This is a genomic window from Streptomyces sp. GQ60, from assembly GCF_059758875.1.
Genome location: NZ_JCAXEG010000026.1, coordinates 37,675 through 50,662 on the forward strand (window position 1 = coordinate 37,675; position 12,988 = coordinate 50,662).

The window sequence follows — 12,988 nt, forward strand, 5'->3', positions numbered from 1 at the left end:
GTGCTCTCTGTCAGGGCCGTGCGCGTGCGCATCGGCGGAGTAGGTGCGTCGGCGGGAAGGCGGTGGTCAGCCGCCGGGGGGTGTGGGCCGGGGCCCGCTCAACGTCCACAGCCGAACGAGGTCTTGATGCGCTCGATCGCCTCGGGCACCTGCTCTTCCCGGGGCGGCGGCAGGAAGGCCTTGAGGACCTTTCCGAGGTGCAGGCCGAAGGTCTCCGCCCGGATCTCCGCGGGATCGCTGCGGTCGGCCCGGGCGGCCACCTGCCGCAGCACACCGCTCAGCCCGTCTTCGGAGCGCAGCAGCTCCGCCAGGCCGCCGCCCCGGCCGGTCAGCCGGGCGGCCACCGCCATGCCCGGGCCGTGCTGGTCGCAGGTGCCCTCGTCCAGGTGCCACAGCTCGTGGCAGGCGATGACGAGCTGGTGCTCGGGCCGGGTGCGCTCCTCGATGACGAGGAGGTCGCGGTCCTCCATCTCCAGCCACAGTCCGCTGGCCGTGTCGGGCGGGAAGGTGGCGAACCGGAACAGCACGGGCCGGTCGCGGCCGCGCCCGTAGGCGGTGCACAGGCTCCCGATGATGCCGGGGGCGTCCGTGTTCGGCGTCAGGCGCGCCGCCGCCAGCAGGTCGTCGCCGAGTTTCCGCATGGCACGTGTGGTCCTCATCGCGCTCCCCCTTCGGCCCTGCGGTCGGTGTCGTCGGCGCCGCGCGGCGGGCGCGGGACGGCCGGGCGGCCCAGCTGTCCTTCCCGCGCGAGCAGATCGTCCAGGTAGTCCGCCAGCGACTTCCAGCCGCCCGGGGAGAGCCGGCCGGCCCGGGTGACGATGCTGCGCACGTCGTGCGCCCGCATCACGGCGAGCATCGGGTTCTCGGCGGGCCGTTCCGGGGACTGGAGCTCGCGCGCGATCCCGGTGAGCGCCTCGGCCAGCGCCTCGGCGTCGTCGGCCAGCAGGAAGCCGCTCTCGACCCCGTAGAAGCGCTGGATCCCGGCGGCCGCCGCGAGGTTGGGGAGCCCCTCGCCCTGGGTGAGCCGGGTCAGCGACTGGCCCGAGGCGGCGAAGGAGCCGGCGATGGCGGAGAGGGAGTGGGCCTGCCCGTCCTCCCGGGGACGGGTGCGGCGCAGGTGCTCGAAGCGGCGCCGCACCTGCTCCTTCAGCGGGAGCCGGGGCGGTGTGCCGTCGAGCGTGAGCCGGATGTCGTCCGGGGTGATGCCGGTGAGGTACGAGAGGCGTTCGAGGTCGTCCGCGGCGCCTTCCGCCCGGCCCCCGGACCCGGCGCCGGCCAGGGCACGCTCCACCGCGCTCTTGCAGTCGGCGAGCAGGAAGCCGGCGTACACCCCGAAGAACCGCTGCACGCCCGCCGCGTGGCCGAGCCGGGGCAGTCCGGTGCCCGCGTTGAGCGGGCCGAGGGAGGCGCCGGGGGCGTCGAAGTCCTCGGCTATGGCCGCGAGCGACCACTCCCGGCCGTGCTTGTCGAGGCGGGTGGCGCGCAGCCGCAGGAAGCGCCGGTGCACCCGCTCGCACAGCGGCAGCTCGGCGGCGGTGCCGTCCAGTATCCGGGGCACCCGGGCCGGGTCGACCCCGGACAGCCGGCTGAGCCGCTCCACGGCGAGCACCTGCGCCGGGTCCTGGCCGCACCGCTCCGCCAGTGCCACGACTCGGGCCCGGACCGCGCGGAGATCGGGTCGGTCGGCGGCTCGCACCGGGTATTTCTCCGTCAGTAGAGAGAAGGTTCGAACTGGTTGCTCTGCGTGAAGCCTAACCCCCGGTTCCGTGGCAGAACAGGGCGGCCCCCAACCTTTCCTTCCGTTCAGCTCAAAAAAGGTGGGGACGGCGCGCCGCCCGGAACCCCGGACGGCCGTACGGCCATGACCTGGGAGGTAATCGACCGGGCGGTGGCTCCGGCGGCACAGTGGAGCCATCGGGTTCCGGGGCCGCGCACTCGGCTCCGGGGCCCGGGTCATCCGTACTCCACCAGCGCATTCGACCCTCGACGGAGGCTGATCCACCATGTCCGCAACCCTGCTCACCGCCGTAGCCCGTACCGCCGTCCCCCAGGACGCGCTGCGCCGGTTCCTCGCCCTCGACTCCGTCGTCACCACCGGCAACGGACTCGCCTACGTCGCCTTCTCCGCACCCCTCGGCCGGCTGCTCGGCGTCGGACAGGGGCTGCTGCTGGGACTGGGGGCGCTCCTGGTGCTCTACGGGGCCGGCGTCGGCCTGCTGGCCTCGCGCCGGCAGCCCCCGGTCTTCCCCGTCCGGCTCGTCATCGAAACCAACTACGCCTGGGCGGCGCTCAGTCTCGTCGCCCTCGTCGTCTGGTTCACGCCCACCACCGCCGGGGCGGTGTGGATCCCGGCGCAGGCGCTCACCGTCGTCTCCTTCGCCCTCTTCCAGCAGCTCGCGCTGCGCGCGAGCTCAGGGCGACAGTGACCGCAGGTACTTCACCGTCGCCGGATCGGCCGGCAGGAGGGTCTCGATGGCCAGCTCGGCGACCGTCACGTCCATGGGGGTGTTGAAGGTGGAGATGGAGGACACGAAGGAGAGCAGGTGCCCGTCGTGTTCGATCCGCAGGGGGAGCGCGAGGTACGCGACGATCCCGTCCGGCCCGTCCTCGCCCGGCCCTTCCGCCCCCGCGGGCACCGGATAGGCCGCCACCTCCTCGTACAGCGCGTGCAGCGGCGCCGAACGGGCCAGTGCGATCTGCCGCTCCATCTGGGCCAGCAGATGCCCGCGCCACTGGCGGAAGTTGTGGATCCGCGGGGCGAGGCCCTCCGGGTGCAGGGTCAGCCGCATCGCGTTGAGGGGGCCGGCCAGCAGGTGCTCCGGCAGTCCCTCCATCAGCATCAGGATGCCCCGGTTGGCGGCCACCACGTCGTACGCGGCGTCCACGACCAGCGCCGGGTACGGTTCGTAGCCGGTCAGCAGCCGCTCCAGCCCCTCGCGCAGCACCGCCATGGAGGGGTCGTCCAGCGGGGTGTGGGCGTACCGGGGCGCGTAACCCGCCGCCACCAGGAGGGCGTTGCGGTCCCGTACCGGGACGTCCAGCCGGTCGGCGAGCCGCAGCACCATCTCCTCGCTCGGCCGGGACCGGCCCGTCTCCACGAAGCTGATGTGCCGGGAGGAGGAGTCGGCGCGGCCCGCCAGCTCCAACTGGCTGAGTCCGCGCCGCTCCCGCCAGGTGCGCAGCAGGGCGCCTACCGTCAAGGGCGCAGCGGTCGTCATGCCCCGACGTTAGCCCAGCCGGGACCGCGGCCGGGTCACCCCAGGTCGAAGACGTTCCGCAGGCCGAGACGGTAGCGCCACTGGTCGTGCCGCTTCAGGGACTCCAGCTCCGGGGCCCGGTACAGCTTCCGCACCGTGCACCTGGGAGACGGTGAACCATCCCTGTCCAGCAGTGAGTTGACCGCTGCCCGGGCCGACGCGTTGGCCCCCTCCATCGTCGCCAGGTCGATGTCGACGGACACGTAGTCCCCGCTGAGGAAGAAGTTCGGGATCCGGGTGCCCGCGCTCGGCCGGTTGTGGAAGGTCCCGGTCGGGTGGATCAGCAGCTCGTCCTGGTTGGTCGGATGCGGGGTGCCGATCCCGTCCACCCCCGGGTCCAGGAACCACGAGTGCAGCTTTCCGTCCGACAGCAGGGTCTTCCCGGTGTCGTTGAGCGAGGCCTTCAGCTGCGCCCACACCTCGCGGGCGACCTCCTCGCGGGTGCACTGCTTGGCCGTCTTCCCGTAGAGGATCCCCGGCTTGTCCCACTCGGAGATGTCCACCGACAGGCAGTCCACGGCCGCGCCGTCCCCGTAGTCGGCGGGGAAGTCGCGCGACGGCCAGTGCTCGGCCTGCTGGATCGCCGTCAACGACCAAGGGGAGTCGATGCAGTTGAGGTGGCCGTGGACGAGCGGCGCGCGCTCGGTGAGGTAGAACTGGATGCCGGTCATCCAGTCGGTCCGCAGCAGGTCGCACCGCCCGAGCATCGGATCGGCCGCGCGCAGCGCCGGAGTCCAGGTGGGGCGGGCGTGTTCTACGGGGAGCGCGCTGACGTAGTGGTCGGCCGTGACGGTCCGCACCGCTCCGGTGGGATCCTCGACGAGGACCCCGCTCACGCGGCCGTCCCCGTACCGGACTTCGCGCACCGTCCACCCGATCTTGAACTCGACGCCCAGCGCGCGCAGATGGGTCCCCCAGGGGTCGATCCACGCCTCGTTGGTGGGCAGGTTCAGGATCCGGTCCGGCGGGCCGTCGGCGCCGCGGCCCAGCAGGTTGAAGACGAAGGCCTCGCCGAGCGTGCCGACGGTACGGGTCGAGGCCTCCTCGGCCTTGGTGGCCACGATGTTGCGGGTGACGCCGATGGCGAGGATCCGCTGGTACTCGCTCGACATCCGCGCGGCCCGGGTGAACTCCCACCACGGGGTGCGCTCCCACTGTCCGTCGCGCCGCTCGTCGCAGCTCGTGAGGAAGACCAGGGCGCGGTCGACGAAGTAGGCGGTCTCGTGGAGCGGGAGGCGGACCAGCGACTGGAGGATGCCGGTGAGGGCCCGGCGCAGCTCCTCGGGGGTCAGCTCGGCGGGGGAGTGCTCCGGCCAGGGGATGGGTGCGCGCAGGTCCTCGCGGCCGGCCGCCCGGGCGAACATCATCTCGCTCGGGGCGACCAGGTTGTCCCAGACCCCGTTCGCGTTGCCGGGGAAGGGGATGCGCCGCATCGTGTCCGGCAGGTTGTGATAGATCCCCGGGATGAAGCGGAAGCCGTGCTCGGCGGGGAGCGGGCGGCGGCCGCCCCGCGCGCTGCCGGGGACGTCCATGCTGCGGGCCTTGCCGCCGAGCGCCCGGCGCTCGTACACGGTGACGGCGTAGCCGCGTTCGGCCAGTTCGTGCGCGGCGGTGAGGCCGGCGACCCCGCCGCCGAGGACGGCCACGCGGCGCGCGTCCGCCGCCGCGGCGGGATCGGTGGCGGCGGGTCCGGTCGCGGCCCGGGCCGGGAGGCTCCCGGCGGCCGATAACGCGCCCGCGGTGGCGGCGGCCCCCGCGATGAAGGTGCGCCTGGAATTCCCTGTGCGCGTCACAATGATGCTCCCTCGATGCCGTCGGCGTCCGGCGTGTCACCGGGTGGTATTACCGGTGGTAACAGTCACGTCCGGCGCAGGAGCATAGGGGTGACGGGGTGGTCACGGAAGGCACGGAAGCACCCGCACGCACTATGGCGCGAAACCTTCCCTCCGGCCCAGGCTGTGGGAACCTTGACTCCACGTCAGGTCAATCGGGCCGTCGTGTGCGGCGTGCACGTCGTGCACGTCGTGAACGGGGAAGGAGTCTGCGGGTGTCGAGAGAGCCGCTTTCGCAGAAGGAGATCGAGGACCGGCTGCGGGAACTCCCCGGCTGGGCCTTCGAGGACGACCGGATCATCCGTACCTACCGGCTGGGCAGCCACTTCGCGGCGAGCGCGCTGGTCAGCCATATCGCCAGCGTCCAGGAGGAGTTGAATCACCACTCCGACCTCACCCTCGGCTACAACACCGTCCGCCTCGCCGTGAACACGCACGACGCCGGGGACGCCGTCACCGACGCCGACTTCACCCTCGCCGAGCGCGTCGAATCCCTGGCCCCCGCCCACGGCGCCGCCTGATGCCGGGAGCGCCGCCGATGCGCGTGCCCCTGCCGAGACCGCTCCTCGACTACGACGCCGAAGCCGAGGCCTACGACGCCACCCGCGGCGGGGCACCGCGCGCCGAGGCGGCCGCCGCGGCGGTCCTCGGCCTGCTCCCGCCGGCCACCGCCACCCTCCTCGACCTCGGCTGCGGCACGGGCATCGTCAGCACCCGCATCGCCGCCGCCCGCCCGGGGCTGCGCGTGCTCGGCGCGGACACCTCGTACGGGATGGCCGCCATGGCGCGCTCCCGGGGGACCCCGGTGGTCCTCGCCTCCGGGACCCGGCTCCCCTTCCGCTCGGGTTCGCTCGACGCGGTCGGTGCGGTCTGGCTCCTGCACCTGCTGCGCTCACCGGGCCTGGTGGCCGCCGTGATCGCCGAGGCCGGGCGGGTGCTGCGGCCCGGCGGGGTGTTCGTCACCACGGTCGACAAGGACTCCGCCCACGACGTGGGCAGCGACATCGACGCGGTGCTCGCCGAGCACCTCACCGCCACCCCCGCCGACTCCGCCCAGGCCGTGACCGGCCACGCGGCGGCGGCGGGCCTGCACTCCGCCGGCGAAGCCCTCTTCACCGGCCACGGCCAGGGCCGCACCCCGCGCGGGGCCGCCACCGCGCTGCTCGCCGGGCGGTACGCCTCCCGGGTCCACCCGCGCGGGATCACCCCGCGCGAGCTCGCGGACCGGCTGGAACTCCTGCCCGGACCGGACACCCCGCGCGCGGAGCCGACGTACCGGCTGCGCGGCTTCGTACGGCGCTGACGGGACTAGCGGGGCTGACGGGACTGACGGCACTGACGGGTGGGGCAGGGGCGGCCGGGGCGAGCGCCTCTGCCCCTGCCCCCGCCCCGCCCTCAGACGGGCTCCAGCCGCCACCACTGCGCCGGGGAGTCGGTGTCCTCGCACTGCCGGGCCCGGCCCTCCGCGTCCGCCTCCAGCGGCAGACCGCTGATGGCGGCGATCAGCGAGACCACGCCGGGGTCGTCGAGGTGCTCCTCCACGACCCACTCCTGTGCCCCGAACGCGTTCGCCTTCCACACCTGGACCCGGGTGCCGCTCTCGGTCGACGCGTTCGCGACATCGAGCCGCTTGCCGTTGTGAACGCTGACCAGGTGGAAGATCCCGCCGCCGCTGTGCACCGGGGTGATCTCCCACCGCCGGGCCGCGGCCGGTTCGCCGTCCGGCCCGACGCGGACCCGGTTGCCGCTCTCGACCTGGAGCAGCAGCCCGCTCGCGGCATTGCGGATCAGGTACACGCCGTCGGGTGCCCTCGTCTCTCTCACCGGCCGCTCAGTAGTCGAACGAGGCCGGGTCGGGACCGATCCGGCGGCCCGCCCCACCCGCGCCGAGCGCGTCCAGTACGGCCACGTCGTCGGCGTCCAGCTCGAAGCCGAAGACGTCCAGGTTCTCCCGGATCCGCGCCGGGGTCACGGACTTCGGGATCACGACGTTGCCCAGCTGCAGGTGCCAGCGCAGGACCACCTGCGCGGCCGAGCGGCCGTGCTTGGCGGCGATCGTGGTGATGGCGGGCAGGGTGAGCAGGCCCTTGCCCTGGCCGAGCGGGGACCAGGCCTCGGTGGCGATGCCCAAGCGCGCGTGCAGGGCGCGCAGTTCGGCCTGGGGGAGCAGCGGGTGCAGCTCGATCTGGTTCACGGCCGGGACCAGGGAGCTCTCCGCGCCGAGCCGCTCCAGGTCCGCGGGGCGGAAGTTGGACACGCCGACGGCCTTGGCGCGGCCGCTCCGCGCGATCTCCTCGAAGGTCTTCCAGATGGCGAGGAAGTCGTCGCGCATCGGGCGCGGCCAGTGGATCAGGTACAGGTCGATCTCGTCGAGGCCCAGCTTGGCGAGCGAGGCGTCGAACTCGCGCAGCACGTTGTCCCGGCCCCAGGTCTCGGACTTCCCGTTCCACAGCTTGGTGGTGACGAAGAGCTCCTCGCGCGGCACCCCGGCGGAGGCGATGGCCTTGCCGGTGCCCTCCTCGTTGCCGTAGACGGCTGCCGTGTCGATGCTCCGGTAGCCCGCCTCCAGTGCGGTACGGACGGCCTGCTCCGCCTCGGCGTCCGGAACCTGCCAGACGCCGAAGCCGAGCTGGGGCATGAGCGTGCCGTTGTTGAGCTTGATGCCGGGGACCTGGTTCACGTCGGTCGTTCCCTCTGGTCGTCGCTGGTGCGGGTGCTGGCGGCTGCCGGCGGGCGGTACGGATGCTGGGACGCAGGCCCGTACGACCGGCGTCAACCGGGCCCCGGCGTGGCCTATTCCCGCCGTACGGGTGAATCCGCACGGCGGGAAGAGGCACGCGGCGCTACGCCCCGAGGTAGGCCTCCCGGACCAGCGCGTTGGCCCGTACCTCGGCGGCCGTGCCCTCGGCGAGCACGGTGCCCAGGTCCAGGACGACCACCCGGGTGCAGAGGTCCATCACGAAGGCGACGTTGTGCTCGACGAGCAGCACCGCGCAGCCCTCCTCCTCGGCGAGCCGGCGCACGACCGCCGCGAGCTGCTCGCGTTCGGGCGCCGACATGCCCGACGCCGGCTCGTCCAGGAGCAGCACCCGGGGCGGATCGGCCACGGCGCGGGCCAGCTCCACCATCCGGGCCCGGCCCACCGGCAGACCGCCGGCGTACGAGTTCCCGAGCGCGCCGATGCCGCAGTCGGCCAGCACCCGGGCGGCCCGCTCCCGCCGCTCGCGCTCCCGGCGGCGCCGGGTGGGCGAGGCGACCAGATCGGCGGCGAAACCGCCGCCCCCGCCCCGCCACTCCTGTGCGACGAGGACGTTGTCGGCCACGCTGAGCTGCCCGAACAACTGCTGGCGCTGGAAGGTCCGGCGCATCCCGTGCCGGGCCAGCCAGACGGGCGAGCGTCGCGTGACGTCCACCCCGTCGAGCAGCATCCGGCCCTGGTCCGGCCGCCGGATCCCGGACAGGACGTCGAACAGGGTGGTCTTCCCCGCCCCGTTCGGCCCGATCAGCCCGCACACCTCGCCGGCCCGGATCCCGAGGTCCACGCCCGTCAGCGCCTTCACCCCGCCGAACCGGACACTGACGCCGCGGGCCTCCAAGACGTACTCGCCCGTGCTCATGTCGCCATCCCCAGGTAGGCCTCGGTCAACCGGTCCGCCTCCACCTCGGAGCGCGGGCCGCACCAGGAGACCCGGCCTTGCGAGAGGTAGGCGACGGTGTCGGCGATCCCGAGGATCTCGGCCGCCTTCTCCTCCACCAGCAGCAGCGCGGTCCCGGCTGCGCGGAGCTCCATGAGCAGCCCGTACACCTCGTCCACCACGCGCGGGGCGAGCCCGAGCGAGGGCTCGTCCGCGATCAGCACCGCGGGCGGCCGCTGCAACAGGGGGGCGAGGGCCAGCATTTGCTGTTCCCCGCCGGACACTGACCCGGCGGCGACCGAGCGTCGATCGCGCAGCCGGGGGAACCGGTCGTAGACGGCGTCCCGTTCCCCGGCGTCCCTGAGGTAGAGGGCGAGGTTCTCGTCGATGCTGAGCGAGGGGAAGATCCCCCGCCCCTCGGGCGCGAGCAGCACCCCGGCCCGGGAGCGGCCCACGGCGCCGTCGCGGGTGGCGTCCCGCCCGCCCACGTGGACGGTCCCGCCGACGACGGCCAGCGCTCCGGCCGCCACCCGGCAGGCGGTGCTCTTCCCGGCCCCGTTGGGCCCGAGCACGGCGAGGATCTCGCCCTTCCGGACGACGAGGTCGACCCCGTGCAGCACGAGCCCGCCGTCGTACCCGGCGGTCACCCCGCGCAGTTCCAGTGCGGGGGGCTCCGCGGACGGCTCCGCCGGTGGCGCCGGGTCGTGGCCGTCCGCGCGTGCCTGCCCGGCGGGCGGCAGGTCCCCCACCCCGCCCTTTCCCGAAACCGGGGCGCTGCCCCAGCCCCCGGCGAGAGGAGCCCCTCCGGCGTTCGAGGAGCGGGGGTCCGGGAGCGGAGCCCCCGAAGGGGTCCGGGGCGCAGCCCCGGTTCCGGGAAGGGGCGGGGCGGGGGAAGGCCCCGCAGGGCCCGCCCCGGCTCCGCCACTGACCCGTGCCGCGGGAACGGCTGCGGCTCCGGCCAAGGCGACGGCCCCGCCCGGGGAAGCCGCCCGCCGCCGTGCGAGCCGTACCGGCACCGCCGCGCAGTACCCGTCGGGATCGTTGGCCAAGGCCAATCCCGCCAGGCCGAACAGGATCACCGGCAGGTGCGCCGACTCCGTCACGTAGTCCGCCATCAGCCGCGGAGCGACCGCGAAGACCAGCCCCGCCACCACCGCGTACTGCGGCCGCCGCACACCCGCCGCCACGACCACCGCCAGCCACACCAGCCCGGTCATCGCCGTGAAGTCCGTAGCGGTGATGCGGGTGTTGTAGGAGGCGTACATCACGCCCCCGAAGCCGGCCAGCCCCGCCGACAGTGTGAACAGCAGCAGTTTCGTCCGCAGCACGGACACCCCGGAGGCCATCGCGGCCGCGGGAGCCGACCGTACGGCGAGCATCGCCCGGCCCGAGGGGGAGTTCCGCAGGGCGCTCAGCCCGGCGGCGACCGCCGCGACCAGGACGACCAGTGCCACCCCCAGCGCCCGGTCGTCGGAGAGGTCCACCGGCCCGACGACCGGACGCGGGATCGACCACCCCGAGTCCCCGTTGCGCAGCCACCGCATCTGGAAGAGCACCTGGTCCGCCAGGAAGGCCAGGGCCAGCGTCGCCAGGGCCAGGGAGCGCCCGCCGAGCCGTAGCGCGGGCAGGGCGACCAGGGCTCCCAGGACGGCGGCCGCGCACGTGCCGACCACCAGCGCCGCGAAGAACGGCCACCCGCGGCTCATCAGCAGTCCGGCCACCAGCGCGGCCCCGGTCACGAAGGTGCCCTGGGCCAGGGACACCATCGCGCCGAGCCCGGTGACCACGGTGAAGGACATGAAGACCAGGGCCAGCGCGAGCCCTTGGGCGAGGAGCCCGCTCCAGAAGGGGGTGGTCACGGTGTAGAAGGCCGTGCCCAGCAGAACCGAGCCCGCGGCCCACACGCCCCACCGCCTTCCCCACGCGGCCCCGGCCAGATGGTCCGGCGAGGCCACGTCGACGGCGGCGGTCCCGGCGGCCCGGGCCCGTCGGGTGAGCACGAGCAGCCCGCCGAAGAGGATCAGGAAGGGCACGGCCGTCCTGAACCCGGTGATGGAGTCGGCGAAGGACGCGTAGCCGACGACGAGGTTCTGCAGTACCCCGAGCCCCAGCCCGCCCGCGAAGGCCAGCGGCACGGAGGCGAACCGCCCGATCACGGCCGCGGTGGCCGACACGAAGAGGAACAGGGTGAAATCGTGCGCGGACAGCCCCAGCAGCGGAGTGGCCAGCACCCCCGCCAGCCCGGCCAGCCCGGAGGCGATCATCCACGCCACCGAGGACAGCCGGTCGGCGTCGATCCCGCGCAGCTCGGTGAGCGAGCGGTTGTCGACGGCGGCCCGCAGCCGCAGCCCCAGCCGCGTGTGCCGCATCAGCACCCACAGGGCCACCGCGACCAGGGCCGTGGCCACCCAGGTGATCAACTGGTCGGAGTCGATGCCCACGTCGGCGGTGAGCTGCCAGGACGTCGCGGGGCTCGGGCCGACCCCCGGCAGCCCGAACTGGTTCTCCGCCGGCTTGAGCGGTGCTCCCGCGTCCGTCAGGAGCTCCACCGTCCACAGCCCGGCCGCCGGCAGGGCCACCAGCAGCCCGATGGTGGCCACGATCTGCGCCGTCTCGCCGACCTGCGCGAGCCGCCTGAACATCAGCCGGTCCAGCGCCCAGCCGAGCCCGGGCGCGAGGACGAGCACCACCAGCAGCGCCGCCGGGACGGCCGGCCAGCCGAGCCCGGAGTGCAGTTCGTAGAAGGTGAGCGCGGACAGGTAGGCGGTGGCCCCGTGCGCGAAGTTGAACAGCCCGGACGCCGAGTACGACAGCACCAGCCCGGTGGCGAGCAGTGCGTACAGGGCGCCGGACACCAGACCGCTCAGTACGAAGGCGAGCAGATCTCCCATGCTGTTTCCCGCACCCCTACTTGAAGGGGATGGGCTCGTAGCACTTGAACGGTACGGAGACCTCGTACGCGCCGTTCTTCAGCTGGACGAGCGCCCCGCAGCCGAAGCTGTCCTTCTGCCCCTTGGGCTCCGCGCGGTTGCCGACGAGGGTGTCGGTGTCGGAGAAGCCCTGCGCGGCGGCCTGGAAGGACTCGACGGTCAGGTCCTTGCCGGCCTTCTGCGCGATGGACACGAACAGGTCGGCCGACATGTACCCGGTCAACATGTGCATGTTGAGCGGCACCTCCAGCCCGCCCGACGCGGTCTTGATGTCGGCCTTGAACTGGGCCATCTTCGGGTTCGTCGACTCGAACGGCTCGAACTGCAGCAGGACGTGCACGCCGTCGAGGGCCTGCTTGGTGGCGTCCTGGGCGAGCAGACCCGGGTCGTAGTCGGTCGGGTCGGAGAGCAGCCCCTTGTACCCGCTGCGCTTGAGCGAGGTGAACAGCCCGATGTTGTTGGGGGTCTGCATGACGGAGACGACCGCGTCCGGGGCCTTGCCGCCGTTGCTCTCCAGGATCTCCTTGACGTACGCCGACCAGTCGCTCGGTACGGCGGTGCCGGGCACCGAGGCCTTGGCGTAGGCGACCTTGAACCCGGCGCTGGTGAAGCCCTGCTGGAAGGTGCGCACACCGAACTTTCCGGCGTCGCTGTCGTTGGCGATGATCGCGACCGACTTGCCCGCGGCGCCGCCGAGGATCTGGCCGATGCCTTCGGGCCAGGTCTGGTTGATGGTGCCGCCGGGGGTGGGGACGAGGCAGCCGTTGAACCCGTAGATGTACTTGGGTCCGCAGAAGGAGGGCAGCGTGCCCCAGCCGAAGGTGGGCACCTTCTCCTGCTCCAGGAAGTCGGCGCCGGTGAAGGTGACCGAGCTCATGGGGGAGACCGCGAAGACCTTGTCCTGCTGGACGAGTTTGCGGGCGGCGGCCAGGTTCTTGGCGGGGTCCTGCCCGTCGTCCTCGGCACCGATGTAGTCGATCTTGCGCCCGTTGATCCCGCCCTCGGCGTTGGCTCTCAGGTAGCGGGCCTTCGCCCCGAGGTCGGTGGCCTTCTTGCTGTAGCCGCTGGCGCTGGTCATCGACACGATGCCGCCGACCTTGATCGAGTCGGCGCTCACCCCGCGGGAGTTGCCGGCGGTTCCCGGCTTGTCGGGGGAGGCGCTGTTGGAGGCGGAGTTGCAGGCGGAGACGAGCGCGAGCGCCGCCGCCGCGGCGGCCAGGGTGCGGATCGGTCGCAACATGTGTGGATCCCCTCCGGTCGGAATCCCCGCATTCTGTGCGCGACCTGACGCATCGTCAATATCGACGACAAGTAAAGTGACGGCCCGTCAGGTA

12 protein-coding genes and 1 pseudogene are annotated in these 12,988 nt (G+C 73.1%); 3 read left to right on the forward strand and 10 right to left on the reverse strand.

Annotated elements, in window-relative coordinates:
• Positions 1-98 precede the first annotated feature (98 nt).
• The gene (locus tag AC6CKD_RS35000; protein ID WP_498333016.1) at positions 99-659 is read right to left on the reverse strand and encodes a toxin-antitoxin system, toxin component; all 561 of its coding nucleotides are present in this window, start codon (positions 657-659) and stop codon (positions 99-101) included.
• Positions 656-1,696: a hypothetical protein gene (locus AC6CKD_RS35005; RefSeq protein WP_498333018.1), complete on the reverse strand. Its 1,041-nt coding sequence runs from the start codon at positions 1,694-1,696 to the stop codon at positions 656-658. The genes AC6CKD_RS35000 and AC6CKD_RS35005 overlap by 4 nt, the downstream gene beginning before the upstream one ends.
• 307 nt (positions 1,697-2,003) lie before the next feature.
• On the opposite strand from AC6CKD_RS35005, the gene AC6CKD_RS35010 reads away from it, so the two are divergent.
• A complete protein-coding gene (locus AC6CKD_RS35010; protein ID WP_498333020.1) occupies positions 2,004-2,426 on the forward strand; it encodes a hypothetical protein in 423 nt (140 codons plus the stop codon).
• Here AC6CKD_RS35010 and AC6CKD_RS35015 read toward each other — a convergent pair.
• Together AC6CKD_RS35015 and AC6CKD_RS35020 are read right to left on the reverse strand one after the other, a co-directional pair.
• Positions 2,412-3,218: a helix-turn-helix domain-containing protein gene (locus AC6CKD_RS35015; RefSeq protein WP_498333022.1), complete on the reverse strand. Its 807-nt coding sequence runs from the start codon at positions 3,216-3,218 to the stop codon at positions 2,412-2,414. The genes AC6CKD_RS35010 and AC6CKD_RS35015 overlap by 15 nt on opposite strands.
• Before the next feature lie 35 nt (positions 3,219-3,253).
• Entirely contained in the window at positions 3,254-5,050 is a 1,797-nt protein-coding gene (locus tag AC6CKD_RS35020) for a hydroxysqualene dehydroxylase (RefSeq protein ID WP_498333023.1), read from the reverse strand.
• Positions 5,051-5,304: 254 nt separating this feature from the next.
• On the opposite strand from AC6CKD_RS35020, the gene AC6CKD_RS35025 reads away from it, so the two are divergent.
• Together AC6CKD_RS35025 and AC6CKD_RS35030 are read left to right on the forward strand one after the other, a co-directional pair.
• Positions 5,305-5,610: a 4a-hydroxytetrahydrobiopterin dehydratase gene (locus AC6CKD_RS35025; RefSeq protein WP_498333025.1), complete on the forward strand. Its 306-nt coding sequence runs from the start codon at positions 5,305-5,307 to the stop codon at positions 5,608-5,610.
• A gap of 17 nt (positions 5,611-5,627) precedes the next feature.
• Positions 5,628-6,392, forward strand: coding sequence for a class I SAM-dependent methyltransferase (locus tag AC6CKD_RS35030; protein ID WP_498333026.1), 765 nt, complete (start codon positions 5,628-5,630; stop codon positions 6,390-6,392).
• A gap of 92 nt (positions 6,393-6,484) precedes the next feature.
• Here the strand turns inward: AC6CKD_RS35030 and AC6CKD_RS35035 are convergent, their stop codons facing one another.
• The 6 genes and pseudogenes from AC6CKD_RS35035 to AC6CKD_RS35060 all read right to left on the reverse strand — a co-directional run bounded on the left by AC6CKD_RS35035 (position 6,485) and on the right by AC6CKD_RS35060 (position 12,894).
• Positions 6,485-6,913 carry an RICIN domain-containing protein gene (locus AC6CKD_RS35035; protein WP_498333028.1) on the reverse strand — a complete coding sequence of 143 codons (429 nt, stop codon included), beginning with the start codon at positions 6,911-6,913 and terminating at the stop codon, positions 6,485-6,487.
• A gap of 7 nt (positions 6,914-6,920) precedes the next feature.
• Positions 6,921-7,769 carry an aldo/keto reductase gene (locus AC6CKD_RS35040; RefSeq protein ID WP_498333029.1) on the reverse strand — a complete coding sequence of 283 codons (849 nt, stop codon included), beginning with the start codon at positions 7,767-7,769 and terminating at the stop codon, positions 6,921-6,923.
• Positions 7,770-7,932: 163 nt separating this feature from the next.
• Entirely contained in the window at positions 7,933-8,148 is a 216-nt protein-coding gene (locus tag AC6CKD_RS35045) for an ABC transporter ATP-binding protein C-terminal domain-containing protein (protein ID WP_498333074.1), read from the reverse strand.
• Positions 8,149-8,166: 18 nt separating this feature from the next.
• Positions 8,167-8,706, reverse strand: a pseudogene (locus AC6CKD_RS35050) (ATP-binding cassette domain-containing protein); the annotation flags it as partial.
• On the reverse strand, positions 8,703-11,615 hold the full coding sequence (locus AC6CKD_RS35055) for an ABC transporter permease subunit (RefSeq protein WP_498333031.1): 2,913 nt from the start codon (positions 11,613-11,615) through the stop codon (positions 8,703-8,705). The pseudogene AC6CKD_RS35050 and the gene AC6CKD_RS35055, both read right to left, overlap by 4 nt.
• Positions 11,616-11,631: 16 nt before the next feature.
• On the reverse strand, positions 11,632-12,894 hold the full coding sequence (locus AC6CKD_RS35060; RefSeq protein WP_498333032.1) for an ABC transporter substrate-binding protein: 1,263 nt from the start codon (positions 12,892-12,894) through the stop codon (positions 11,632-11,634).
• Between the last annotated feature and the right edge of the window lie 94 nt (positions 12,895-12,988).

Coding starts and splice junctions, on each gene's coding strand:
- AC6CKD_RS35015 (WP_498333022.1), bottom strand. CDS start 3,218: ATGACGACCGCTGCGCCCTTGACGGTAGGCGCCCTGCTGCGCACCTGG.
- AC6CKD_RS35055 (WP_498333031.1), bottom strand. CDS start 11,615: ATGGGAGATCTGCTCGCCTTCGTACTGAGCGGTCTGGTGTCCGGCGCC.
- AC6CKD_RS35045 (WP_498333074.1), bottom strand. CDS start 8,148: ATGTCGGCGCCCGAACGCGAGCAGCTCGCGGCGGTCGTGCGCCGGCTC.
- AC6CKD_RS35060 (WP_498333032.1), bottom strand. CDS start 12,894: ATGTTGCGACCGATCCGCACCCTGGCCGCCGCGGCGGCGGCGCTCGCG.
- AC6CKD_RS35030 (WP_498333026.1), top strand. CDS start 5,628: ATGCGCGTGCCCCTGCCGAGACCGCTCCTCGACTACGACGCCGAAGCC.
- AC6CKD_RS35000 (WP_498333016.1), bottom strand. CDS start 659: ATGAGGACCACACGTGCCATGCGGAAACTCGGCGACGACCTGCTGGCG.
- AC6CKD_RS35010 (WP_498333020.1), top strand. CDS start 2,004: ATGTCCGCAACCCTGCTCACCGCCGTAGCCCGTACCGCCGTCCCCCAG.